We start from the raw sequence: 24,930 nt of genomic DNA on the forward strand, positions 1-24,930 counted from the left end.
CTGGCGCGGGGAACACGAGACTTTTCACACTGATAATGTTGTTATTTTCGGTTTATCCCCGCTGGCGCGGGGAACACGAGACTTTTCACACTGATAATGTTGTTATTTTCGGTTTATCCCCGCTGGCGCGGGGAACACGTTGTCGCGGTAGTATTTAGTCGAAAGCATGACGGTTTATCCCCGCTGGCGCGGGGAACACATGGCGTGTCTCGATTGCGCGCTGCCGCACTGCGGTTTATCCCCGCTGGCGCGGGGAACACTTCCCATTTAGCGAGTTCTTTTGCCGCCAGCACGGTTTATCCCCGCTGGCGCGGGGAACACACTAAACGGATATCATTGTTTATAAACTACTTTTTATCAGCATTACATTCTACCAACATAATCGCAACAATTTAAATTATTAAAGAACAGCTAATTTGCTGATTTTGATGCAAAAAAGTTCATAGAATGATTTTTTCTTTAAATTTACCAAAATAGCGTGATCCGTGCATCGCTATGGAAAAATTTATCAGCGCTTTTATACACTCATCGAAATTCACATAGAGAAAATAAACAATGCAAGGTAATGGATGAGTCACAGACGGCATCGGCAGGCCGTCCGTAAAATTGATAGAGCATCAGGCGATATTTAAATATTTATGCGTTTGCATAGACAGCCGCCAGTTACGTGCAATACAAGTTTCAATACACAGACGCGTCGCGTCTTCTTTCTGGCTAATGGGCTGCAAAGCAATCACGCGCGGTTTATCATCGCTCAACGTGGCTAACAGTTCATCCAGCGCCTCAATATCACGAACTCGCCCAACGGGATGCTTGATTTCATTGGCGCGCTCCAGCGCCTGGGAAAGCACGTCATATCCCCCGCGCATATTCACTTTTGGTGAAACCGTGACCCAGGTGTTAGGCGTACAGCGCACTTCGTGCGTCCCGCTGGTCTCAATCTGACAACTAAAACCACTCTTTTCAAGCAGATCGGTGAGCGGCATGAGGTCGTGAATACAGGGTTCTCCACCGGTGATGACAACGTGACGCGCGGTATAGCCCTGACGATTAATTACTGCCAGCAAGTCTTCACTGCTCGCAGCACCCCATTTGTCGCTCTCTTTGGTTTTTGCCAGAATGCTGAACAGAGACACTTCCCGATCGCTCAGTTTATCCCAGGTATGCTTAGTATCACACCAGGCACAGCCGACCGGACATCCCTGTAAACGAATAAAAATAGCGGGGACGCCGGTAAAATAACCCTCGCCTTGTAGGGTCTGGAACATCTCGTTAATCGGGTACTGCATAGCGTTCTCTGTTAAGGGGATAATCGTTAATTATTGCAGATTTCGTCTGCCCGGTCATGCACAGCGGCTGCGCTATTGAACAGATACAAAAAAACCCGCCGAAGCGGGTTTATACGTTAAGAGGTAAAAGCAGGATTACGCCTGGCCTTTGATCTCTTTACGACCGTTGTACGGTGCTTTTTCGCCCAGAGCTTCTTCGATACGAATCAGCTGGTTGTATTTAGCAACGCGGTCAGAACGGCTCATAGAACCGGTTTTGATCTGGCCTGCAGCGGTACCAACAGCCAGGTCAGCGATGGTAGCGTCTTCAGTTTCACCAGAACGGTGAGAGATGACAGCAGTATAGCCAGCGTCTTTCGCCATCTTGATTGCAGCCAGAGTTTCGGTCAGAGAACCGATCTGGTTGAATTTGATCAGGATGGAGTTAGCGATGCCTTTCTCGATGCCTTCTTTCAGGATTTTGGTGTTGGTTACAAACAGGTCGTCACCAACCAGCTGGATTTTGTCGCCCAGTACTTTGGTCTGGTATGCAAAACCGTCCCAGTCAGACTCGTCCAGACCATCTTCGATGGAAACGATCGGGTACTGTTTGGTCAGTTCTTCCAGGAAGTGGGTGAATTCTTCGGAGGTGAACGCTTTGTTGCCTTCGCCAGCCAGAACGTATTTACCGTCTTTGTAGAATTCAGATGCTGCGCAGTCCATCGCCAGGGTGATGTCTTTACCCAGCTCGTAACCAGCCGCTTTAACCGCTTCAGCGATAACAGCCAGCGCTTCCGCGTTGGAGCCCAGGTTCGGCGCATAGCCGCCTTCGTCACCCACAGCGGTGTTCATGCCTTTGCCTTTCAGCACTTTTGCCAGGTGATGGAAAACTTCAGAACCCATACGGATGGCTTCTTTAACCGTTTTCGCGCCAACCGGCTGGATCATGAATTCCTGGATGTCGACGTTGTTGTCAGCGTGCTCGCCGCCGTTGATGATGTTCATCATCGGAACCGGCATGGAGTATTTGCCCGGAGTGCCGTTCAGTTCAGCAATGTGCTCGTACAGCGGCATACCTTTAGCGGCAGCAGCAGCTTTGGCGTTAGCCAGAGAGACAGCCAGAATGGCGTTTGCACCGAAGTTAGATTTGTTTTCAGTACCGTCCAGGTCGATCATGATTTTGTCGATGCCAGCCTGGTCTTTAGCGTCTTTGCCAAGAATAGCCTGAGCGATCGGGCCGTTAACCGCGCCAACAGCTTTGGTTACGCCTTTACCCAGGAAACGGGATTTGTCGCCATCGCGCAGTTCCAGCGCTTCGCGGGAACCAGTAGAAGCACCTGACGGAGCCGCCGCCATACCTACGAAACCACCTTCCAGGTGTACTTCAGCTTCAACAGTCGGGTTACCACGGGAGTCGATGATTTCACGACCGATGACTTTAACGATTTTGGACATTAGGTTTTCCTCAAGTCACTAGTTAAACTAAAACTTCAGACAAACGGTGCACCGCTGAGGGTGCACCGCCGTTCTAACTTTTTTACTTCGCCTGACGTTTCTGATGCTCGTTGGCGGCTTTAACAAAGCCAGCGAACAACGGATGTCCATCACGCGGCGTGGAAGTAAATTCCGGATGGAACTGACAGGCCACGAACCACGGATGATTCGGTACCTCAATGATCTCGACTAACTGATCATCACCGGAACGGCCTGCGACACGCAGACCCGCTGCTTCAATTTGTTTCAACAACATATTGTTGACTTCGTAACGATGACGATGACGTTCAACAATCGTCGACGCGCCGTACAACTGACGTACCAGACTGTCATCGCTAAGCTGGCACTGCTGCGCGCCCAGGCGCATGGTGCCGCCCAGATCGCTCTTCTCGTTACGGACTTCAACGTTACCGTCTTCATCGCGCCACTCGGTAATTAACGCCACAACCGGGTACTTACAGTCTGGCACAAATTCCGTTGAGTTGGCGTTGTCCATGCCGGCCACGTTACGAGCGAACTCAATCAACGCAACCTGCATCCCCAGGCAAATGCCCAGATAAGGAATATTGTTTTCACGCGCATAGCGCGCAGTGGCGATTTTACCTTCAACGCCACGATAGCCGAAGCCGCCGGGGATCAGGATAGCGTCCAAATCTTTCAGAATTTCGACGCCGCGCGTTTCAACATCTTGCGAATCGATCAATTTGATGTTGACGGTAACGCGGTTTTTCAGACCACCGTGTTTCAGCGCTTCGATCACCGACTTATAGGCATCCGGCAGTTCAATATATTTGCCGACCATGCCGATAGTCACTTCGCCTGCCGGGTTCGCTTCTTCGTAAATGACCTGTTCCCATTCAGACAGGTTAGCTTCCGGACAGTTCAAGCTGAATCGTTTACAAATATAATCATCAAGCCCCTGAGATTTCAACAGGCCTGGAATTTTATAAATGGAATCGACATCTTTCATTGAAATAACGGCTTTTTCCGGCACATTACAGAACAATGCAATTTTTGCACGCTCGTTGGCAGGAACCGCGCGATCGGAACGACAAATCAGAATATCGGGCTGAATACCGATAGACAGCAGCTCTTTCACGGAGTGCTGAGTCGGTTTAGTTTTCACTTCGCCCGCAGCCGCCAGGTAAGGTACCAGCGTCAGGTGCATAAACAGCGCGTGTTCACGACCGATATCTACCGCCAATTGACGAATCGCCTCAAGAAACGGCAGCGATTCGATATCACCGACGGTACCGCCGATTTCCACCAGTACCACATCGTGGCCTTCGCCACCTTCCAGCACGCGCTCTTTAATCGCGTTAGTGATGTGAGGGATTACCTGTACGGTTGCGCCCAGATAGTCGCCACGGCGTTCTTTACGCAGAACGTCGGAGTAGATGCGGCCAGTCGTGAAGTTGTTGCGGCGAGACATCTTGGTGCGGATGAAACGCTCGTAGTGCCCCAGGTCCAGGTCGGTTTCAGCGCCGTCTTCAGTAACGAACACTTCCCCGTGTTGGATTGGGCTCATAGTACCCGGATCGACGTTGATGTACGGATCCAGTTTCATGATGGTCACGTTGAGACCACGGGCTTCCAGAATGGCTGCGAGGGAGGCTGCGGCAATGCCTTTACCCAGAGAGGATACGACCCCGCCGGTCACAAAAATATAGTTCGTTGTCATGCGGAACCTGAGAAGTTAGGTTTAAAAGACGATGGAATAACCAGGACGGGAAAGCAGTATACCCGAACATGACCTACGCCACAAACTTTCATTATTCCTCCTCTTCGTCAGGCTGACATTCACACAGGGAGGGAGAAAATAGCCCCTTTGAGGTAAATGTTTTTGACGTAAATCAAGCGCTTGTTATTTAAAAAATCACACAAATCGCTCTTGACCGCCTAAAACCTTTAGAGATCAATTTCCTGGCGTTTTACTTCCTGCCAAACTTCTTCCATTGTTTCCAGGTCTACCCCGGTCATTTCCAGGCCTCTGGCTGCGACAATACGTTCAACTTCGCGAAAACGACGTTCAAATTTATCGTTCGCTTTTTGCAAAGCGAGCTCCGCTTTCGTACCTAAATGACGCGCCATGTTGACCGTGGCAAAGAGCAAATCGCCCATTTCCTCTTCCAGTTTAGCCTGATCAACAACCGCCTGCCGCGCCTCGAACATCACCTCATCGATCTCTTCATAGACCTTATCGACGACCGGTCCCAGCGTCGTCCAGTCAAAGCCCACGTTTGAGCAACGTTTCTGGATTTTTTGCGCGCGCATCAAGGCCGGTAAGCTGCGCGGAATATCGTCCAGCGCGGAATGCTGCGCTTTTTGCGCGCGCTCTTCCGTTTTGATTTGCTCCCAGCGAACTAATGCTTCTTCGCTATTATCCGCGGAAAGCTCGCCGAAAACATGCGGATGGCGGCGCTCCAGCTTGTCGCTGATGGCAGCGCAGATATCATTAAAATCGAAGCGGCCTTCTTCCTGCGCCATCTGCGCGTAAAACACCACCTGGAACAACAGGTCGCCCAGTTCGCCGCGCAAATCGTCAAAATCCTCACGCGCAATCGCATCCAGTACTTCATAGGTTTCTTCCAGCGTATAAGGCGCGATGCTGGCGAAGGTCTGCTCTTTATCCCACGGGCAGCCGTTTTCCGGGTCGCGCAGGCGCTGCATGAGGGTGAGAAGACGGTCAATTTGATGGTTAGTTGTCATGGTTTTTAATCGGTTGTAAATACTAGCGACAATTGTAACGTATTATTCTTAACCATTCACGCACAGAGACACTACGACAACGCCTATATAATAAAATATATTGTTAACAGGCGTTGAATGCTACCTTTCCCGTATAACTTTAAAATTATTAATCGATACACAACAATATAATATATCATATAACTAATTTATTAAAAAAACAGATATTTGCACCAGGCATTATAAATAACATCAATTAAGTAAAAAAATTATGCAAACACTATAAGCCTCCCCCCCCAAAGAGCCTTCCCTTTCAAAAAAAAATAAATTATTTCACTTTTACGGAAAAACGAGTAGCATGCACGCCAGTTTAATATTCAAAAAAGACCGCTTTTTTGTTTTTTCTGGAACATACATGAAATAAATATATTGAAAGTATTACATATAATATTCTATGAGCAGGTACGATCATTCAGCTCATAAGAATATACTCATAAAAATGTAGAAATATAATATTTTTATTATGACCTATTTTTTACCCAAAGCCCGCAGCATGGCTCTATGCCGCATATCCCTTGGTATACGCGTACAAAATGTTGCCATAAAACACGTTAATTAAGGATAACACGATGAAGTCATCTCATTTTTGTAAACTGGCAGTAACTGCATCTTTAGTTATGGGAATTGTCTCCGGCGCTCAAGCCGCGGGTAGCAACACAGCGAAGGTCACTTTCCTTGGTAATATTGTTGACTCCCCCTGCTCCGTCACATTGGATACGGAAGATCAAACAGTCAATATGGGTTCAAGTATCGGTAATGGCACGCTGAGTAATGGTAAAACGACCATCAACAATGCCCGTACCTTTCATATCGATCTTGAGGGTTGTACCTGGGCTACCGAGAAAAATATGAATGTGGTATTCACTACAGGTAGTGGAACCACAGCGGCTACAGGCGCCACGGATAATCTCGCGCTGATGAAGACTGACGGCACCGGCGCTATTAGCAATGTAAGCCTGGCAATCGGCGATGCTGGCAAAAACAATATCAAACTGGGTGATACCTATACACAGGCCATTGCGGACCTGGACGGAGATACCATTCTTGATGAGAAGCAAAGCCTGAATTTCACCGCCTGGCTGGTTGGCGCAGCAACCGGCACCGTAGGCACAGGTGAATTCAGCAGCGCCGCCAACGTCACTATCTCTTACCTGTAATTCAGTTAACAGAGTCACGACGATAATACCCTGCCGCTTTAGGTAGGGTATTCCTGTTGAGTTTTATTGCGGAATATATTTGATGAATAACACATGGAAAAGTGTTCTTTGCCCAATAGCGTGCGGAGTGGGAATGCTTCTAAGCGTCTCCCCTTATAGCGCGTCAGGCAAAGACATCGAATTTAATACCGATTTCCTCGATGTAAAAAATCGCGATAACGTTAACATTGCACAGTTTTCTCGTAAGGGTTTTATTCTGCCAGGCGTCTACCTTTTACAAATTAAAATTAACGGACAGACTCTGCCGCAGGAATTTCCTGTTAACTGGGTTATTCCAGAACATGATCCACAAGGAAGTGAGGTTTGCGCAGAACCAGAATTAGTTACGCAATTGGGTATAAAGCCGGAACTCGCGGAAAAACTCGTCTGGATAACGCACGGCGAACGACAATGTCTGGCGCCAGATTCACTGAAAGGCATGGATTTTCAGGCCGACCTGGGGCACTCCACGCTGTTGGTGAATTTACCCCAGGCGTATATGGAATACAGCGATGTCGACTGGGACCCACCCGCCCGCTGGGATAATGGTATTCCCGGCATCATTCTGGATTACAACATTAATAATCAGCTCCGCCACGATCAAGAAAGCGGCAGCGAAGAGCAAAGCATCAGCGGCAACGGGACGTTAGGCGCGAACCTGGGCGCATGGCGACTGCGGGCCGACTGGCAGGCCAGCTACGACCATCGTGACGATGACGAGAACACTTCCACTCTCCACGATCAGAGCTGGAGCCGCTACTACGCCTATCGCGCACTACCGACGCTCGGGGCCAAACTTACGCTGGGCGAAAGCTATCTCCAGTCCGATGTTTTCGACAGCTTTAACTATATCGGTGCCAGCGTCGTTTCTGACGATCAGATGCTGCCGCCGAAACTGCGCGGCTATGCGCCGGAGATCGTGGGTATTGCGCGCTCTAATGCAAAAGTCAAAGTCTCCTGGCAGGGGCGCGTACTGTATGAAACGCAGGTGCCCGCAGGACCGTTCCGTATTCAGGATCTCAACCAGTCCGTTTCCGGTACGTTGCACGTCACCGTGGAAGAGCAGAACGGTCAGACCCAGGAGTTTGACGTTAACACCGCATCGGTTCCCTTCCTGACGCGCCCCGGCATGGTGCGCTACAAGATGGCGCTGGGCCGCCCGCAGGACTGGGATCATCACCCTATTACCGGCACATTCGCCTCGGCGGAAGCTTCGTGGGGGGTCACCAACGGCTGGTCGCTATATGGCGGCGCAATTGGAGAAAGCAGCTATCAGGCCGTGGCGTTGGGAAGCGGTAAGGATCTTGGCGTGGTGGGCGCGGTGGCGGTTGACATTACGCACTCCATCGCCCACATGCCGCAAGACGACGGGTTTGACGGCGAAACGCTGCAGGGTAACTCATATCGCATCAGCTACTCCCGTGACTTTGATGAAATCGACAGCCGACTAACCTTTGCCGGATACCGCTTCTCAGAAAAGAACTTTATGAGCATGAGCGACTATCTGGATGCGAAAACCTATCATCATCTCAATGCCGGTCACGAAAAAGAACGCTATACGGTCACCTATAACCAGAACTTCCGTGAACAGGGCATGAGCGCCTATTTCAGCTACTCACGCAGTACCTTCTGGGACAGCCCGGATCAGAGTAACTATAACCTGTCTCTTTCCTGGTACTTCGACTTAGGGTCGATAAAAAATCTCAGTGCGTCGCTGAACGGCTATCGCAGCGAATATAACGGTGATAAAGATGATGGCGTCTATATCTCGCTGTCTGTTCCCTGGGGCAATGATTCCATCAGCTACAACGGTACGTTTAACGGTAGTCAACACCGTAATCAGCTCGGCTATTCCGGCCACAGCCAGAACGGCGATAACTGGCAGCTTCACGTCGGGCAGGATGAACAAGGCGCACAGGCAGACGGTTATTACAGCCATCAGGGCGCGCTGACGGACATCGATCTGAGCGCGGATTATGAAGAAGGATCGTACCGTTCGCTGGGCATGTCGCTGCGCGGCGGCATGACGCTGACCACCCAGGGCGGCGCGCTACACCGGGGAAGTTTAGCGGGCAGCACACGTTTGCTGGTTGATACCGACGGCATTGCGGACGTCCCCGTTAGCGGTAACGGCTCGCCAACCTCAACCAACATTTTCGGCAAGGCCGTGATTGCGGATGTCGGAAGCTATTCGCGCAGCCTGGCGCGTATCGATCTGAACAAATTGCCGGAGAAGGCGGAAGCTACTAAGTCGGTTGTGCAGATCACGCTCACCGAAGGCGCCATCGGCTACCGTCACTTTGACGTGGTCAGCGGCGAGAAAATGATGGCGGTTTTCCGGCTGGCAGACGGCGACTTCCCACCGTTCGGCGCCGAAGTGAAAAACGAGCGCCAGCAGCAGTTGGGCCTGGTGGCCGATGACGGCAACGCGTGGCTGGCGGGCGTAAAAGCCGGGGAAACATTGAAAGTATTCTGGGACGGCGCGGCGCAGTGTGAAGCATCACTCCCGCCCACGTTTACACCGGAGCTATTGGCTAACGCGCTATTGCTGCCGTGCAAAATTCTGGAAGGTCAGCCCCCCACCGCACCGCAGAAAAGTTCTCCGCTGCCTGCGCAACCGCTAATCCAGGAACATACGCAAACCGATGGCCAACCGGCCGCGCCGGTGGCGACAACCACTCAAACCCCGCCCATACCGCTGGCTGACAACCATGCGGTGAATCGCAAGGATATGGAATAAAGGGAACCTGTAATGAACAAGACCAACCATTTTAAGCGCCAGGCGCTTATCGCTTCGGTATTACTGGCTGCGCCGCTGGTATCGCACAGCGCGATTGTGCCGGATCGTACCCGCGTTATTTTTAACGGCAATGAAAATTCAATCACCGTCACGCTGAAAAACGGCAACGCCACTCTGCCCTACCTCGCACAGGCGTGGCTGGAAGACGATAAGTTCGCCAAAGATACCCGCTATTTTACCGCCCTGCCGCCGCTGCAGCGTATTGAGCCAAAATCCGACGGGCAGGTTAAAGTCCAGCCGTTACCAGCCGCGGCTAGCCTACCGCAGGACCGGGAAAGTCTGTTTTATTTCAACGTGCGGGAAATTCCGCCGAAAAGCGATAAGCCTAATACGCTCCAGCTGGCGCTGCAAACGCGTATTAAGTTTTTCTACCGCCCGGTAGCCGTCGCCCGGCAGGTGGATAAGACGCACCCGTGGCAGACGAAGCTCACGCTGACCTACCAGGGCGATGGTGTGATCTTCGACAACCCCACACCGTTTTACCTCGTCATCAGCAATGCCGGTAGCAAAGAGAACGAAACCGCCTCCGGCTTTAAAAACCTGCTGATTGCCCCGCGTGAAAAAGTGACCTCTCCCATCAAAGGTGCCTCGCTCGGCAGCTCGCCGGTGGTGGGCTACGTCGATGATTACGGCGGCCATCGCCTGCTGGTTTTTACCTGCTCAGGGAATACCTGCAAGGTCAATGAGGAAAAAACCCGTGACGCTGAGAAGAAAGCGAATAAGTAATCCTGTGCGAAAGAGATCTATGACGATGTTGACTCGCTGGAAAATGCTGGTGCTGCTGTGCGGTGGATTCGTTACCGGCACCGAGGCTGCCGGCACAAAAACCGTGCAACTGGAGCTGCATCTGGTCGTCACTCAACCACCGCCCTGTACGGTAGGCGGCGCTTCCGTAGAGTTTGGCGATGTCCTGACCACCAAAGTTGGCGATGCTTCTCAAACGAAACCTGTGGGCTACAGCCTGAACTGCGATGGCAGAGCGAGTGACTATCTGAAGCTACAAATTCAGGGAACCACCACCACCATCAGCGGGGAGCAGGTTCTGCAAACTTCGGTGCAGGGGTTAGGCATCCGTATTCAGCAGGCGGGCAATAAGCAACTGGTTCCGGTTGGCATAACGGATTGGCTGAACTTCACCCTGAGCGGCAGCAATGGGCCGGAGCTGGAAGCCGTACCGGTTAAAGAGCCCACCACGCAGTTAGCGGGTGGCGATTTTAACGCCAGTGCGACGTTAGTCGTGGATTACCAGTGATGGAGAGATTCATAGTGAAAAGGGTGCTTATCCTGACGCTTTTAATCACCCAGTTTGCCTGCGCCGACAATTTGACCTTTCACGGCAAACTGATAAACCCGCCCGCCTGTACTATCAATAATGGTGAAACGCTGGAGGTCAGTTTTGGTAGCGTGATTATTGATAATATTGACGGCGTCAATTACCTGACCGAGATCCCGTGGACCCTTACCTGCGACAGCAGCTTTCGCGATGACGCATTAACTTTTACGTTGAGCTATCTGGGCACGGCGACGCCTTACTCCGCAAATGCCTTAACCACCAATGTCCCTGAGCTGAGCATTGAACTTCAGCAGAACGGCACGGTATTTCCTCCCGGCACGTCGCTAACCATCGATGAGTCATCGCTTCCCACATTAAAAGCCGTGCCGGTAAAACAGCCCGGTAAAGAGCCTGCCGAAGGCGATTTTGAGGCTTTTGCCACGTTACAGGTGGATTACCAATGAACCGTATTTTTCAAACTGCCGGGCATTTGATCGGAGGCGTAATGTTATGGGCGGTTTGCAATACGTTACCTGCCGCCACGCCTAATGTGCACTACAGCGGTAAGCTGGTTGCCGGCGCCTGTAACCTGGTAGTGGATAATGACACGATGGCGACGGTGGATTTTCATACTATTGGCAGTGACAATTTCGACGCCAGCGGGCAAACGACTCCTGTTCCATTCAAACTTAGCCTCCAGGATTGCAAAACAGCGCTAGCCAACGGCGTGCTGGTGACCTTTCAGGGCGTTGAAGACAGTACCCTGCCCGGACTGCTGGCGCTGGAGCCCTCGTCGGAAGCCAGTGGTTTTGCGATTGGCGTGGAAACGGCTGCACAGCAACCAGTGAGTATCAATGCAACAGTGGGTACAGCTTTTGTGCTGAAAGAAGGGATTACCACCATCAACTTGCAGGCCAGGCTGCAAAAATACGCTGGTGAAGAGGTTATGCCGGGGGAATTTTCGGGTAGCGCAACAGTGAGTTTTGAATATCAGTAACTTCTCAAGTTATATACTCATTTCTAATATTTTATTTAAATAATGGAAATTTAAATGAATCAAAAAGTATTATTTTTTCTAAGTATAATTGCATATCCTGGGATAACTCAGGCCATTAACCAAAATGTAATGATTGAACCATTAGTAATACGTGACTCAACAAATTATTTAGTACTACCTCAGGCTCAACAGGCTGAATTCTCACAATGCAAAAGCTGGCCGCATGATAGCACTGTTATTCCAGCAAAATATGAGGCAACCCTGCTTAATGGAAGTCTCATATCTATGTTTATTGGTGGCATAACAGTTAATTTATATACAACAGCAGATGTCAAAGTTAATACAGATGCCCAGTGTACATTACTCAATGGTAATTTTCCTGGTTATTACGGCATAACATGCTTTGTTACTGGTTATGACACAGACAAAGCTGTACCTGTAAGGACAGATAATGGCATGTCAATTATCGAAAGTAAATTATATGCTACAGGAACAATGAGATATACAACAGAGATCCCGATGGATGGCAGTGGCTTTCAGGGTATGGCGATTGGTGGTGCAGTAGTAATTAATACAGGCGCAATAACACCAACCCCTAATACGGGTGTTATTTCTAACATAACAATGCCACCACTATATGATCCCGGGTTTATTTTTACGGTACCTGGATGCGGTCAATACAAATATCATTCTGGGACAGGTTCTGTTTTTACGAATAACAATTCAACTTATACGGTTGCATCGCCGATTGGTTTCATAACTGCGTCTTTGGATAAGAACTCCGTGTTAAATTATAATGAACTTCATTATAACGATAAGGCAGAAAATATAGAACTAGGGAAAATTTATTTGATGTATAAGGAGAAAAATGTCACGTGGGGTGAAGGATTCGATTATACATTGGAAAATAGCACGATCAATGTAGTTTGTGCTGATAGCAGGATTAAAACAAATGTAGATTATCAATGTAGGAATGGTGATATGGGGGCATGCAACAATGGCGAACTGGGAAGAATAATCGGCAACTGGGAACGAATAAACGTTGATACTAATTGCAGCGTGACAGTTATTTTGCCCTGGCAATAGTATTTTTCTTAATAGATCTGAGTTTACGATTGCATACTTTTATACTCATATACCCTAAATAATTCGAGTTGCAGGCAGGCGGCGACGCAGTGACAAATTCGTCTAATACGAATTTGAACAGCCGAAGGCTGCCTGCGGTGGGGGACAAGGATGTCCCCCATCAATCCCCGGGGCTTACGCTGGTCAGTGACTGGGGGGAGCGAGGACAAATTGGCAAGGCCGATGTGAACGCCACTTACGGCGGCCCTTTAGGGCGAGGCCCGGAGAGCCGGGCCATGCAAACACACAGGCAACGTAAAGTATAACGGGTAGATATATCAGACTACTTTGTAGATAATAACGTTTCACTTTACCCCCCGTGCAGTCGCCGTGCATCAATCACATCCGGCACCTGGTTCAGCTTACCGAGCACGCGGCCCAGCACCTGCAGGTTGTAGATCTCGATGGTCATATCAATGGTGGCGATCTGCTGTTTAATGTCGCTGCGGCTGGCGACGCCCAGCACGTTGACTTTTTCGTTAGCCAGAATAGTGGTGATATCGCGCAGCAAGCCGCTGCGATCGTTGGCCTGGACGCGCACCACCAGCGAATATCCCGCCGAGTAGCTTTCGCCCCATACCGCCTCTACGATCCGCTCCGGCGCATGGGAGCGCAGTTCCGCCAGCTGTTCGCAGTCGGCCCGGTGCACGGAAATCCCTCGCCCTTGAGTAATGAAGCCGACAATTTCATCCCCCGGAATCGGCTGGCAGCAGCGGGCGATGTGGTGCATCAAATTACCCACGCCTTCTACCACCACGCGCCCGTCGTCTTTACGACGATTTTGCGGCGCGTATGTTTTTTGCTGAAGCTGTTTCAGCGCCGCTGCATCCTGCTCCTCTGCACTCGGCTTATTGAACTGTGATTGCAGGAAATTCACCATCTGATTAAGACGGATATCGCCGCCGCCTATCGCCGCCAGCAACTCTTCCAGCTCATTAAAGTTGTAGCGCGGCAGCAGATGTTTCTCGGCCTCTTTCAGGCTAATCCCCAAATGCGCCAGCTCATCGTCGAGGATCTGCCGTCCAGCCTGGATATTTTTGTCACGATCCTGCTTGCGGAACCAGGCGTGAATTTTCGAGCGTCCGCGGCTGGTCGTCACATAGCCCAGGTTTGGATTCAGCCAGTCGCGGCTGGGATTCGGCTGCTTCTGCGTGATAATTTCAACCTGATCGCCCATCTGCAACTGATAGGTGAATGGCACAATACGGCCGCCGATTTTAGCGCCAATGCAGCGGTGCCCAACATCGCTGTGGATGTGGTAAGCAAAATCGAGCGGCGTAGATCCGGCAGGCAAGTCAACCACGTCGCCTTTTGGCGTAAAAACGTAGACCCGATCGTCAAACACCTGGCTGCGCACTTCATCCAGCATTTCGCCGGAGTCGGCCATCTCTTCCTGCCAGGCGATCAGCTTACGCAGCCACGCAATTCTGTCTTCATGACCGGAACGCACGCCGCCGGACGCGGCGCCTTCTTTATACTTCCAGTGTGCCGCCACGCCCAGTTCGGCGTCTTCATGCATCTGTTTGGTACGGATCTGGATCTCAACGGTTTTACCGCCCGGCCCCAGGACCACGGTGTGGATAGACTGGTAACCGTTCGGTTTGGGGTTAGCGACATAATCATCGAATTCATCCGGCAGGTGACGATAGTGCGTATGCACTATCCCCAACGCGGCGTAGCAGTCTTGCAGACGTTCAGCGACGATACGCACGGCGCGCACGTCAAAGAGTTCATCAAACGCCAGATGCTTTTTCTGCATTTTGCGCCAGATGCTATAAATATGTTTTGGTCGTCCGTAGACTTCCGCCTGCACGCCTTCGTTTTTCATTTCGGCGCGCAGATGTCCAACAAACTCTTCGATGTAATGTTCGCGATCGAGACGGCGCTCATGCAGCAGTTTGGCGATGCGTTTGTATTCCGCCGGATGCAGGTAGCGGAAACAGTAGTCTTCCAGTTCCCACTTCAGTTGCCCGATGCCCAGACGATTAGCGAGCGGCGCATAGATGTTGGTACATTCTTTCGCCGCCAGCACGCGCTCATCTTCCGGCGCCTCTTTCACTTCGCGCAAATGAGCGATTCGCTCGGCCAGTTTGATCACCACGCAGCGGAAATCATCCACCATCGCCAATAACATTCGACGGACGTTATCAACCTGCTCCGAAGAAACAGAGTCGTTATGAGTGGCGTTTAACTGGCGGATCGCCGCCATATCGCGCACGCCATGAATCAGGGTAACGATAGATTTGCCGACGCTTTCGCGCAGTACATCTTCGCTGACTACGTTGGCGTCGGCCAGAGGGAACAGTAGCGCCGCCCGCAGCGTGTCGATATCCATACTCAGCGTGGAAAGAATTTCTACCATCTCCACGCCACGCCACAGCAACAGATCCGCATCCGGATGTCCTTGTGTCTGTTGCAGGCAATACGCCCAGGTTTCGGCTAAGCGCTCACACGACTGCTGGCTGGAAATTCCCAGGCTTGCGATCCACTTCTTCGGATCAAATTCACCAGCTTTATTAATATGTGCACTTCTTACCGCGACCATCGTCCTCTCCTTAAGGGACCAGGCCTACCGAAGTCGGTAAGCCGGTAATCATTACATGCGCTCGAACAGAACCATTGATTCCAGATGTCCTGTGTGCGGGAACATGTCGAGCATCGCTAAACGCGTAACCTCATATCCCGCATTGACTAGCGCTTCACTATCGCGCGCCAGCGTCGCCGGGTTACAGGATACATAAACAATGCGAATAGGTTTTAATTTTATAATATGTCGCATCACTCCTGTAGCCCCCGCACGCGCAGGATCGAGTAAGACTTTGTCAAAGCCGTTTTTCGCCCACGGCTGCTTCGTGACATCTTCCTCCAGGTTCTCATGGAAGAATGTCACATTATGTAAACCATTGCGGATGGCGTTTTCACGGCCTTTTTCTACCAGCGCCGGAACGCCCTCAACCCCTACCACGCTTGCCGCGCGCGTTGCCAGCGGCAGCGTAAAATTCCCCATTCCGCAGAACAGATCCAGGACACGATCCTCGGCGCGCACATCAAGCCACTCCAGCGCGCGGGCGACCATTTGCTGGTTTACCGCCTCATTAACCTGAATAAAGTCTCGCGGACTGAAGGCTAAACGTAAGCCGTGCGAATCATACCAGGGCGCCTCGCCAGATACCGTTTCCAGTATCTCGCTAAACGGCGCCAGAAACAGAGACAATCCCTCAGAATGCGAAAAGCGTTCCAGTTTTTCTTTATCCGCCGCACTTAATGGCGCGGTATGGCGCAGAATCATCAGCGTACCGCTTCCCGCCTGTACCAGCTCAACATGCCCAAGATGTCGGGTGCCGTGTAAACTCGCCAGACACGCCCTGATTCGGGGCAGCAATGCTGCAAGCTGGGGCGCCAAAACAGGGCACTGTTCGACATTGACGATATCGCTGGAACCCGCTTTGCGAAATCCCATTTGCAGCGGTTTATCCGGCGGGCAATTCAGACTTAACCGCGCACGACGCCGATAACCCCAGGGCGCGCCGGCGATGATGTCATTCACCTCGTGTTTCATCAAACGCGCCAGCGCCGCGCTTTTGCTACGTTGTTGCAGGGCGATGCTGACATGCTGCTGCTGACAACCGCCGCAGACGCCAAAATGCGGGCAGCGCGGCGTTTCTCGTTCCGGGCTATCATTCAAACGGCGCGAAACGCGTGCGCGGGCAAATTGCTTTTTATCTTCTGTAATAATGACTTCTGCGCTTTCCTCAGGCAATAAACCGGGGATAAACAGCGCCTTTCCGTTATGACGGGCTACGCCCTGACCAAATGAATCGAGGTCATTGACTTTAACGGTTATGATCTGACGCGTCGTCACGCGCCGTTTTGCAGAGTAGAATTGCGCCATCGACCAGCTTTTTCTCAATTTAACAGTGTGACCCTAATTGTCCCATAACGGAACTCCATGACCAACTACAGCCTGCGCGCACGCATGATGATTCTGATCCTGGCCCCAACCGTCCTGATAGGTTTGCTGCTCAGTATCTTTTTTGTAGTGCACCGCTATAACGACCTGCAGCGTCAACTGGAAGATGCCGGCGCCAGTATTATTGAACCGCTCGCCGTCTCCAGCGAATATGGTATGAACTTACAAAACCGGGAGTCTATCGGCCAACTTATCAGCGTCCTGCACCGCAGACACTCTGATATTGTGCGGGCGATTTCCGTTTATGACGATCATAACCGTCTGTTTGTAACGTCTAATTTCCATCTGGACCCCTCACAGATGCAGCTTCCTGCCGGAGCGCCGTTTCCACGTCGTCTGAGCGTTGATCGCCACGGCGATATTATGATTCTGCGCACCCCGATTATCTCGGAGAGCTATTCGCCGGACGAGTCAGCGATTGCTGACGCGAAAAATACCAAAAATATGCTGGGGTATGTGGCGCTTGAACTGGATCTCAAGTCGGTCAGGCTACAGCAATACAAAGAGATTTTTATCTCCAGCGTGATGATGCTTTTTTGTATTGGTATTGCGCTAATCTTTGGCTGGCGGCTTATGCGCGATGTCACCGGGCCTATCCGTAATATGGTGAATACCGTTGACCGCATTCGCCGCGGACAACTGGATAGCCGTGTGGAAGGATTTATGCTGGGCGAACTGGATATGCTGAAAAACGGCATTAATTCCATGGCGATGTCGCTTGCCGCCTATCACGAAGAGATGCAGCATAATATCGATCAGGCCACTTCAGACCTGCGTGAAACCCTTGAGCAGATGGAAATCCAAAACGTTGAGCTCGATCTGGCGAAAAAGCGCGCCCAGGAAGCGGCGCGTATTAAGTCGGAGTTCCTGGCGAACATGTCGCACGAACTGCGAACGCCGCTGAACGGCGTCATTGGCTTTACCCGCCTGACATTAAAAACGGAGCTGAATCCCACCCAGCGCGACCATCTGAACACCATTGAGCGTTCCGCGAATAATCTGCTGGCGATCATTAATGACGTGCTTGATTTCTCCAAGCTGGAAGCCGGTAAGCTCATTCTGGAAAGTATCCCTTTTCCACTGCGCAACACGCTGGATGAAGTGGTTACGCTGCTGGCCCACTCGTCGCATGATAAAGGGCTGGAGTTGACGTTAAATATTAAAAACGACGTCCCGGATAATGTGATTGGCGACCCGCTGCGCCTGCAACAGGTCATTACTAATCTGGTGGGTAATGCCATTAAGTTCACCGAGAGTGGCAATATCGACATTCTGGTAGAAAAGCGGGCGCTTAGTAACACCAAAGTACAGATTGAAGTGCAGATCCGCGATACGGGGATCGGCATTCCGGAACGCGACCAGTCGCGACTGTTTCAGGCGTTTCGCCAGGCCGATGCCAGTATTTCTCGCCGTCACGGCGGCACCGGGCTTGGGCTGGTGATTACGCAAAAGCTGGTCAACGAAATGGGCGGGGATATCTCTTTCCACAGCCAGCCTAATCGCGGCTCGACCTTCTGGTTTCATATTAATCTTGATCTTAACCCAAATGTTATTATTGACGGGCCGTCGACCGCATGTCTGGCCGGAAAACGGCTGGCTTATGTCGAACCGAATGCTACCGCCGCGCAATGTACCCTGGATCTACTGAGCGACACGCCGGTGGAGGTGGTTTACAGCCCGACCTTCTCCGCGCTGCCGTTAGCGCACTACGATATTATGATTTTGAGCGTTCCGGTGACCTTCCGCGAGCCGCTCACCATGCAGCATGAACGTCTGGCGAAAGCGGCGTCAATGACGGACTTTCTACTGCTGGCGCTACCTTGCCATGCGCAAATTAACGCCGAAAAGCTGAAACAAGGAGGCGCGGCGGCCTGTCTGTTAAAACCATTGACGTCAACGCGCCTGTTGCCAGCGCTGACGGAATATTGCCAGTTGAATCACCATCCTGAACCGCTGCTAATGGATACCAGTAAAATCACCATGACGGTTATGGCGGTTGATGATAATCCCGCCAATCTGAAACTTATCGGCGCGTTACTGGAAGATAAAGTCCAGCACGTAGAGCTTTGTGATAGCGGACATCAGGCGGTGGATCGGGCGAAACAAATGCAGTTTGATCTGATTTTGATGGATATTCAGATGCCGGATATGGACGGCATACGCGCCTGCGAATTGATTCACCAGCTTCCTCATCAGCAGCAAACACCGGTTATTGCCGTTACGGCACATGCGATGGCCGGGCAAAAAGAGAAGTTGCTCAGCGCGGGCATGAACGACTATCTGGCTAAACCGATAGAAGAAGAGAAGTTGCATAATCTGTTGCTGCGCTATAAACCTGGCGCCAACGTAGCAGCGCGCCTGATGGCGCCGGAACCGGCTGAGTTTATCTTCAATCCGAATGCGACGCTCGACTGGCAGCTTGCGCTCCGCCAGGCTGCCGGTAAGCCCGATCTGGCACGGGATATGCTGCAAATGCTGATTGATTTTCTGCCGGAAGTGCGCAACAAAATTGAAGAACAACTGGTGGGAGAAAATCCCAACGGTCTGGTCGATCTGGTCCATAAGCTACACGGGAGCTGCGGCTATAGCGGCGTACCGCGGATGAAGAACCTTTGCCAGCTTATTGAGCAACAGCTTCGCAGCGGCGTCCACGAAGAGGAGCTGGAGCCTGAGTTTCTGGAGCTGCTGGATGAGATGGATAATGTCGCGCGTGAAGCGAAGAAGATATTAGGCTGATATTCGCCGGATGGCGGCGTGACCGCCTTATCCGGCCTACAACTCAGCGTAATTGTTGCCCCGCTTTCAGCGTTGCAGCCACGTTGCGCGCGGTCATTCGTACGTTTTCACTCGCATTCTTCAGCGCGTCCTCCAACGTGCAGATGGTATAAATCACGCTGAAAACGGCATCAAGCCCATGTTCATGAACCACGCCAACGTCCGCCGTCAGGCTACCCGCAATACCAATTACCGGCTTGTTATACCGTTTGGCGATGTTTGCCACGCCAATAGGGACTTTACCGTGAATGGTCTGGCTGTCGATGCGTCCCTCGCCGGTGATGACTAAATCAGCATCCGCAAGACACGCTTCCAGATGAAGCGCATCGGTGACAATCTCAATACCACGCCGTAGCTGCGCGCCGCAAAACGCGTATAACGCCGCCCCCATGCCGCCTGCCGCGCCGCCGCCTGCCAGATCCAACACATCGACATGCAGATCGCGGGCAATCAAATGCGCATAGCGAGTCAATGCCGTATCCAGGCGTTCAATCATTTCCGGCGTCGCCCCTTTTTGCGGACCAAAAACCGCAGACGCGCCCTCTTTGCCGGTAAGGGGATTCGTGACATCGCAGGCGACCTCTATATGGCACGCCGACAAACGCTTATCCAGGCCGCTGATATCAATGCTGGCGAGTGTTTCCAGCCCAATGCCGCCTTGCGCAATATCATTGCCCTGCGCATCCCGTAGCCTGGCCCCCAGCGCCTGTACCATCCCCGCGCCACCATCGTTGGTGGCGCTACCGCCGATACCAATAATGATATGCTCAACGCCCGCATCCAGCGCATGACGGATCAGCTCGCCGGTTCCCCATGACGTGGTCTTCAGCGGATCGCGTTGCGCGGGCGGCACCTGCTCCAGCCCGCTGGCGGCCGCCATTTCAATGAACGCGGAACGCGCATCGCCGGAAAGCCCATAAAACGCATTGACGCGATGCCCCAACGGCCCGGTGACCTCAACATGCACGATTCGACCCGCCGTCGCTTCAACCATCGCTTCGACAGTACCTTCTCCGCCATCAGCCAGCGGCAATTTCAGGTAATCGGCGTCAGGCCAGATCTCGCGAAATCCTTGTTCAATGGCGGTCGCTACCTCAAGAGCACTCAAACTTTCCTTATACGAGTCTGGTGCGATCACTATTTTCATAAGTCGTCCTTACGCATGTTGATCCTGTTAAGCATACACCCAGAGAAGCACCGGTTCCTTACGGAACCGGTTCTGACTTAACGCACCATGCAAGGACGCTTATTATCAAACGTCCAGCCAGGAATTAAGTACTGCATTCCCATCGCGTCGTCACGCGCGCCTAAGCCATGTTTTTGATAGAGCTCATGCGCTTTCATCACCTGATCCATATCGAGCTCAACGCCCAGCCCCGGTTTGGTCGGTACTTGCACCATGCCGCCTTTAATTTCAAACGGTTCTTTAGTCAGACGTTGGTTGCCTTCCTGCCAGATCCAGTGGGTATCGATCGCGGTGATCTTGCCCGGCGCCGCCGCGGCAACATGGGTAAACATCGCCAACGAAATATCAAAGTGGTTGTTAGAGTGCGAGCCCCAGGTCAGACCGAACTCATGACACATTTGCGCCACGCGTACAGAGCCTTGCATAGTCCAGAAGTGCGGGTCCGCCAGCGGGATATCGACGGATTGCAGCGACAGCGTATGCCCCATTTGACGCCAGTCGGTCGCTATCATATTGGTGGCCGTCGGTAATCCGGTCGCGCGACGGAATTCCGCCATCACTTCACGCCCGGAAAAACCCTGTTCCGCGCCACACGGATCTTCTGCATAGGCCAGAGAACCTTTCAGGTATTTACCAATGCTGATCGCTTCGTTCAGCGACCAGGCACCGTTTGGATCGAGCGTGACGCGCGCTTGTGGGAAACGTTTCGCCAGCGCTACTATTGACTCGGCCTCTTCTTCGCCCGCCAGCACGCCGCCTTTCAGTTTGAAGTCGTTGAAGCCGTATTTTTCATAGGCCGCTTCCGCCAGACGCACTACCGTTTCCGGCGTCATCGCCTCTTCATGGCGCAGACGATACCAGTCGCATTGCTCATCCGGCTGGCTCTGATACGGCAGCGGCGTAGCCTTGCGATTGCCGACAAAGAACAGATAACCCAGCATTTCGACTTCGCTGCGCTGCTGACCGTCGCCTAACAGCGAAGCGACGTTGACGCCCAGGTGTTGGCCCAAAAGGTCAAGCATTGCCGCTTCAATGCCAGTCACTACATGGATAGTGGTACGGAGATCGAATGTTTGTAAACCGCGTCCGCCCGCATCGCGATCGGCAAACTGGTTGCGAACGGCGGTCAGGACATTTTTATATTCACCCAGCGTTTTTCCCACCACCAGTGGGATCGCATCTTCCAGCGTTTTGCGAATTTTTTCGCCGCCCGGAATCTCGCCGACCCCGGTATGGCCGGAGTTATCTTTAATAATGACGATGTTGCGCGTGAAGAACGGGGCGTGCGCGCCGCTCAGGTTCATCAGCATACTGTCATGACCCGCAACCGGGATAACCTGCATTTCAGTCACTACAGGCGTCGTAAATTGAGTACTCATAACTGTGTCCTTATTCAGAATTAGTGACGACCAAAAACAGGGCGTTTGCGGTCAAAAGTCCAGCCGGGGATCAGGTATTGCATCGGGCCTGCATCATTACGCGCGCCGCCTGGCAGCTTTTTATACGCGTCATGCGCTTTTCGCACCTGTTCCCAGTCAAGCTCCACGCCCAGTCCTGGCGCATCCGGAACGGCAATTTTGCCGTTTTTAATTTCCAGCGGATTTTTAGTCAGGCGGCAATCGCCCTCCTGCCAGATCCAGTGCGTATCAATAGCGGTGGGTTTGCCTGGCGCCGCCGCGCCGACATGGGTAAACATCGCCAGTGAAATATCAAAATGGTTATTCGAATGGCAGCCCCAGGTTAGCCCCCAGTCATCGCACAGTTGCGCCACGCGAACGGCGCCGGTGAGAGTCCAGAAATGCGGGTCGGCAAGAGGAATATCTACCGCGTTGAGCATCACTGCATGCCCCATTTCGCGCCAGTTGGTGGCAATCATATTGGTCGCCACCGGCAGTCCTGTCGCGCGGCGGAACTCCGCCATGACTTCACGACCAGAGAATCCTTGCTCCGCGCCGCACGGATCTTCCGCGTAGGTCAGTACATCTTTCAGCCCTTTGCACAACGCAATGGCTTCATCCAGTAGCCAGGCGCCGTTCGGATCCACGGTAATACGCGCGTCCGGGAAGCGTTTTTTTAGCGCGCGAACGGTATCAATCTCTTGTTCGCCCGGTAGCACGCCGCCCTTGAGTTTAAAATCTTTAAAGCCGTAGCGATCCTGAGACGCTTCCGCCAGCCGCACGACCGCGTCGCTGTTCAGCGCTTCCTGATGGCGCAGACGATACCATTCATGACTGCCCGGCGTGCTTTCCAGATACGGCAGATCGGTTTTAGTGCGATCGCCAATATAGAAGAGATAGCCCAACACGGTGACGGCATCGCGCTGTTTACCTGGCCCTAACAGTTCACAGACCGGCACATTAAGCGCCTGTCCCAGTAGATCAAGCAGCGCCGCTTCCAAAGCCGCCACCGCGTTAACCCGCAGTTCAAACGTCCATGCGCCTTTGCCAAAGGTGTCAAAATCAGCGGCCTGGTTGCCTTTATGCACCTGCTGCACCACTTTGTTCAGGCGGGCGACTTCCTGGCCTAATACCATCGGAATAGCATCGACCAGCGTCTGATAAATCACTTCTCCGCCCGGCGCCTCGCCGACGCCAGTATGCCCGGCGTTATCGGTGAGGACGACGATGTTACGGGTGAAGTACGCGTTATGCGCGCCGCCGATGTTGAGTAGCATACTGTCATGTCCGGCAACCGGAATGACCTTCATGTCCGTAATAACGGGACTAGATTGCGTTGTCATGATAATTGTCCTGCGACAGGTTTCAGTTCAATACGCTTAATATCACCTACCAGCACCAGATAGCTGATGATGGCCACCAGGGCATGTACGCCGACATAGATCAACGCGCCGTTGAAGGAACCGGTGGTGCCAACGATGTAACCAATCGCGATTGGCGTCACAATACCGGAGATATTGCCGAACATATTAAACAAGCCGCCGGAAAGACCGCTGATCTCTTTCGGCGCGGTATCCGCCATTACTGCCCAGCCCAACGCGCCGATACCTTTACCGAAGAAGGCCAACGCCATAAAGCCAATGATCATCCATTCCACGTTCACATAGTTACAGAACACCATAACCATTGACAGCAACATTCCCAGCACAATCGGCGTCTTGCGCGCGATATTCAGGGAGCCAGTACGACGCATCAGCCAGTCGGAAATGATGCCGCCCAACACGCCGCCGATAAAGCCGCAGACCGCAGGAACCGAGGCGACAAAGCCCGCTTTGAGAATCGACATGCCGCGCGCCTGGACCAAATAGACCGGGAACCAGGTAATAAAGAAATAGGTCAATGCGTTAATACAGTACTGACCGATGTAAACGCCAATCATCATACGAGAGCCCAGCAGCTGTTTGATCTGGCCCCATTTGACGCTAAACGGTACTTTCGCTTTGGTGTCTTTCTGATCCATATTGATCAGCGCGCCGCCTTCTGCGATGTACTCCAATTCTTTCTTATTTACGCCCGGATGGTTATTTGGTTCATGGATAACTTTCAACCAGATAAAGCTGATGATGATCCCTAACCCGCCCATAAAGAAGAAGACATGCGACCAGCCCACTTCGTGCGTCAGCCAGCCCATAATCGGCGCGAAAATAACCGTGGCAAAGTATTGCGCGGAGTTAAAGATGGCCACCGCCGTTCCCCTCTCCTGCGCCGGGAACCAGGCTGCAACAATGCGACTGTTGCCCGGGAAAGAAGGCGATTCCGCCAGACCAACCAGGAAACGAAGCGTAAAGAGGGCGACAATAATGCCGAAACCACTAAAGATATCGACAAAACCCTGCAACAGGGTGAAGACTGACCAAATAAAAATAGACCAGAAATAGACGCGTTTGGAACCAAAGCGGTCCAGCAGCCAGCCGCCCGGGATCTGCCCGATAACATAGGCCCATGAAAAAGCAGAAAAAACATAGCCCATGCCTACCGGATCAAGGCCGATATCTTTGGCCATTTCTGAGCCGGCAATGGACAATGTGGCGCGGTCGCCGTAGTTGAAGGATGTGACGATAAACAGCATCACCACTATCCAGTAGCGGGCGTTCGTGCGTTTCTCCGCACTGCTCGCCGCGTGACTTAATGAACTCATTGT

General features: G+C 52.1%; 18 protein-coding genes and 1 CRISPR repeat array. Of the genes, 8 read left to right on the forward strand and 10 right to left on the reverse strand.

Features of this window, described 5'->3' with window-relative positions; all coding sequences use genetic code 11:
• The first annotated feature begins 48 nt into the window (after positions 1-48).
• Positions 49-321: a CRISPR direct-repeat array (repeat unit 29 nt; unit sequence CGGTTTATCCCCGCTGGCGCGGGGAACAC).
• Positions 322-617: 296 nt separating this feature from the next.
• The 4 genes from queE to mazG form a co-directional block, all read right to left on the reverse strand.
• Positions 618-1,289, reverse strand: a complete 672-nt coding sequence (gene queE, locus ACLJRS_RS08745) for a 7-carboxy-7-deazaguanine synthase QueE (RefSeq protein WP_001199961.1) — start codon at positions 1,287-1,289, stop codon at positions 618-620.
• A gap of 135 nt (positions 1,290-1,424) precedes the next feature.
• Complete coding sequence (gene eno / locus ACLJRS_RS08750; protein WP_000036734.1) at positions 1,425-2,723, reverse strand: phosphopyruvate hydratase; 1,299 nt, start codon at positions 2,721-2,723, stop codon at positions 1,425-1,427.
• A gap of 82 nt (positions 2,724-2,805) precedes the next feature.
• Complete coding sequence (gene pyrG / locus ACLJRS_RS08755) at positions 2,806-4,443, reverse strand: glutamine hydrolyzing CTP synthase (RefSeq protein WP_000210859.1); 1,638 nt, start codon at positions 4,441-4,443, stop codon at positions 2,806-2,808.
• 227 nt (positions 4,444-4,670) lie between these two features.
• Positions 4,671-5,471 carry a nucleoside triphosphate pyrophosphohydrolase gene (gene mazG / locus ACLJRS_RS08760; RefSeq protein WP_000210451.1) on the reverse strand — a complete coding sequence of 267 codons (801 nt, stop codon included), beginning with the start codon at positions 5,469-5,471 and terminating at the stop codon, positions 4,671-4,673.
• Between the two features lie 608 nt (positions 5,472-6,079).
• Here mazG and ACLJRS_RS08765 point away from each other — a divergent pair.
• The 7 genes from ACLJRS_RS08765 to ACLJRS_RS08795 all read left to right on the forward strand — a co-directional run bounded on the left by ACLJRS_RS08765 (position 6,080) and on the right by ACLJRS_RS08795 (position 12,862).
• Positions 6,080-6,667 (forward strand): fimbrial protein, encoded by a 588-nt coding sequence (locus tag ACLJRS_RS08765; RefSeq protein ID WP_000842512.1) that lies wholly within the window; start codon positions 6,080-6,082, stop codon positions 6,665-6,667.
• Positions 6,668-6,749: 82 nt separating this feature from the next.
• Complete coding sequence (locus ACLJRS_RS08770; protein WP_071529822.1) at positions 6,750-9,446, forward strand: fimbrial biogenesis outer membrane usher protein; 2,697 nt, start codon at positions 6,750-6,752, stop codon at positions 9,444-9,446.
• Between the two features lie 12 nt (positions 9,447-9,458).
• Positions 9,459-10,232, forward strand: coding sequence for a fimbria/pilus periplasmic chaperone (locus ACLJRS_RS08775; protein ID WP_001044459.1), 774 nt, complete (start codon positions 9,459-9,461; stop codon positions 10,230-10,232).
• Positions 10,233-10,251: 19 nt separating this feature from the next.
• Positions 10,252-10,758 carry a fimbrial protein gene (locus ACLJRS_RS08780; protein WP_000178270.1) on the forward strand — a complete coding sequence of 169 codons (507 nt, stop codon included), beginning with the start codon at positions 10,252-10,254 and terminating at the stop codon, positions 10,756-10,758.
• Between the two features lie 14 nt (positions 10,759-10,772).
• Positions 10,773-11,243 carry a fimbrial protein gene (locus ACLJRS_RS08785; protein WP_000832398.1) on the forward strand — a complete coding sequence of 157 codons (471 nt, stop codon included), beginning with the start codon at positions 10,773-10,775 and terminating at the stop codon, positions 11,241-11,243.
• Positions 11,240-11,776, forward strand: coding sequence for a fimbrial protein (locus ACLJRS_RS08790; RefSeq protein ID WP_001079642.1), 537 nt, complete (start codon positions 11,240-11,242; stop codon positions 11,774-11,776). Before ACLJRS_RS08785 ends, ACLJRS_RS08790 begins: the two co-directional genes overlap by 4 nt.
• Before the next feature lie 54 nt (positions 11,777-11,830).
• Positions 11,831-12,862, forward strand: coding sequence for a hypothetical protein (locus ACLJRS_RS08795; RefSeq protein ID WP_001750138.1), 1,032 nt, complete (start codon positions 11,831-11,833; stop codon positions 12,860-12,862).
• A 349-nt stretch (positions 12,863-13,211) separates the two neighbouring features.
• Here ACLJRS_RS08795 and relA read toward each other — a convergent pair whose 3' ends face one another.
• Both relA and rlmD read right to left on the reverse strand, forming a co-directional pair.
• Positions 13,212-15,446: a GTP diphosphokinase gene (relA, locus tag ACLJRS_RS08800; RefSeq protein ID WP_000226842.1), complete on the reverse strand. Its 2,235-nt coding sequence runs from the start codon at positions 15,444-15,446 to the stop codon at positions 13,212-13,214.
• A 51-nt stretch (positions 15,447-15,497) separates the two neighbouring features.
• Positions 15,498-16,793 (reverse strand): 23S rRNA (uracil(1939)-C(5))-methyltransferase RlmD, encoded by a 1,296-nt coding sequence (gene rlmD, locus ACLJRS_RS08805; RefSeq protein ID WP_000046852.1) that lies wholly within the window; start codon positions 16,791-16,793, stop codon positions 15,498-15,500.
• A gap of 57 nt (positions 16,794-16,850) precedes the next feature.
• On the opposite strand from rlmD, the gene barA reads away from it, so the two are divergent.
• Positions 16,851-19,607, forward strand: a complete 2,757-nt coding sequence (barA, locus tag ACLJRS_RS08810; protein ID WP_000186400.1) for a two-component sensor histidine kinase BarA — start codon at positions 16,851-16,853, stop codon at positions 19,605-19,607.
• A 43-nt stretch (positions 19,608-19,650) separates the two neighbouring features.
• On the opposite strand, the gene ACLJRS_RS08815 is transcribed toward barA, so the two are convergent.
• From ACLJRS_RS08815 to gudP, 4 genes are all read right to left on the reverse strand, one after another.
• Positions 19,651-20,793: a glycerate kinase gene (locus ACLJRS_RS08815; protein WP_000706477.1), complete on the reverse strand. Its 1,143-nt coding sequence runs from the start codon at positions 20,791-20,793 to the stop codon at positions 19,651-19,653.
• A gap of 77 nt (positions 20,794-20,870) precedes the next feature.
• A complete protein-coding gene (gene gudD / locus ACLJRS_RS08820; RefSeq protein WP_000107113.1) occupies positions 20,871-22,211 on the reverse strand; it encodes a glucarate dehydratase in 1,341 nt (446 codons plus the stop codon).
• A 20-nt stretch (positions 22,212-22,231) separates the two neighbouring features.
• Entirely contained in the window at positions 22,232-23,572 is a 1,341-nt protein-coding gene (locus ACLJRS_RS08825) for an enolase C-terminal domain-like protein (protein WP_000211801.1), read from the reverse strand.
• Positions 23,569-24,927, reverse strand: coding sequence for a galactarate/glucarate/glycerate transporter GudP (gene gudP, locus ACLJRS_RS08830; protein WP_000097015.1), 1,359 nt, complete (start codon positions 24,925-24,927; stop codon positions 23,569-23,571). The genes ACLJRS_RS08825 and gudP overlap by 4 nt, the downstream gene beginning before the upstream one ends.
• Positions 24,928-24,930: the final 3 nt, after the last annotated feature.

Source organism: Salmonella sp. SAL00670, from assembly GCF_046552235.1.
Lineage (GTDB): Bacteria > Pseudomonadota > Gammaproteobacteria > Enterobacterales > Enterobacteriaceae > Salmonella > Salmonella enterica.

Excerpts from the sequence above, each read along its gene's own strand:
- gudD (WP_000107113.1), bottom strand. The coding sequence starts at position 22,211 with ATGAGTACTCAATTTACGACGCCTGTAGTGACTGAAATGCAGGTTATC.
- ACLJRS_RS08770 (WP_071529822.1), top strand. The coding sequence starts at position 6,750 with ATGAATAACACATGGAAAAGTGTTCTTTGCCCAATAGCGTGCGGAGTG.
- eno (WP_000036734.1), bottom strand. The coding sequence starts at position 2,723 with ATGTCCAAAATCGTTAAAGTCATCGGTCGTGAAATCATCGACTCCCGT.
- pyrG (WP_000210859.1), bottom strand. The coding sequence starts at position 4,443 with ATGACAACGAACTATATTTTTGTGACCGGCGGGGTCGTATCCTCTCTG.
- rlmD (WP_000046852.1), bottom strand. The coding sequence starts at position 16,793 with ATGGCGCAATTCTACTCTGCAAAACGGCGCGTGACGACGCGTCAGATC.
- ACLJRS_RS08765 (WP_000842512.1), top strand. The coding sequence starts at position 6,080 with ATGAAGTCATCTCATTTTTGTAAACTGGCAGTAACTGCATCTTTAGTT.
- mazG (WP_000210451.1), bottom strand. The coding sequence starts at position 5,471 with ATGACAACTAACCATCAAATTGACCGTCTTCTCACCCTCATGCAGCGC.
- ACLJRS_RS08780 (WP_000178270.1), top strand. The coding sequence starts at position 10,252 with ATGACGATGTTGACTCGCTGGAAAATGCTGGTGCTGCTGTGCGGTGGA.
- relA (WP_000226842.1), bottom strand. The coding sequence starts at position 15,446 with ATGGTCGCGGTAAGAAGTGCACATATTAATAAAGCTGGTGAATTTGAT.
- barA (WP_000186400.1), top strand. The coding sequence starts at position 16,851 with ATGACCAACTACAGCCTGCGCGCACGCATGATGATTCTGATCCTGGCC.
- ACLJRS_RS08795 (WP_001750138.1), top strand. The coding sequence starts at position 11,831 with ATGAATCAAAAAGTATTATTTTTTCTAAGTATAATTGCATATCCTGGG.
- queE (WP_001199961.1), bottom strand. The coding sequence starts at position 1,289 with ATGCAGTACCCGATTAACGAGATGTTCCAGACCCTACAAGGCGAGGGT.
- ACLJRS_RS08790 (WP_001079642.1), top strand. The coding sequence starts at position 11,240 with ATGAACCGTATTTTTCAAACTGCCGGGCATTTGATCGGAGGCGTAATG.
- ACLJRS_RS08815 (WP_000706477.1), bottom strand. The coding sequence starts at position 20,793 with ATGAAAATAGTGATCGCACCAGACTCGTATAAGGAAAGTTTGAGTGCT.
- gudP (WP_000097015.1), bottom strand. The coding sequence starts at position 24,927 with ATGAGTTCATTAAGTCACGCGGCGAGCAGTGCGGAGAAACGCACGAAC.
- ACLJRS_RS08775 (WP_001044459.1), top strand. The coding sequence starts at position 9,459 with ATGAACAAGACCAACCATTTTAAGCGCCAGGCGCTTATCGCTTCGGTA.
- ACLJRS_RS08825 (WP_000211801.1), bottom strand. The coding sequence starts at position 23,572 with ATGACAACGCAATCTAGTCCCGTTATTACGGACATGAAGGTCATTCCG.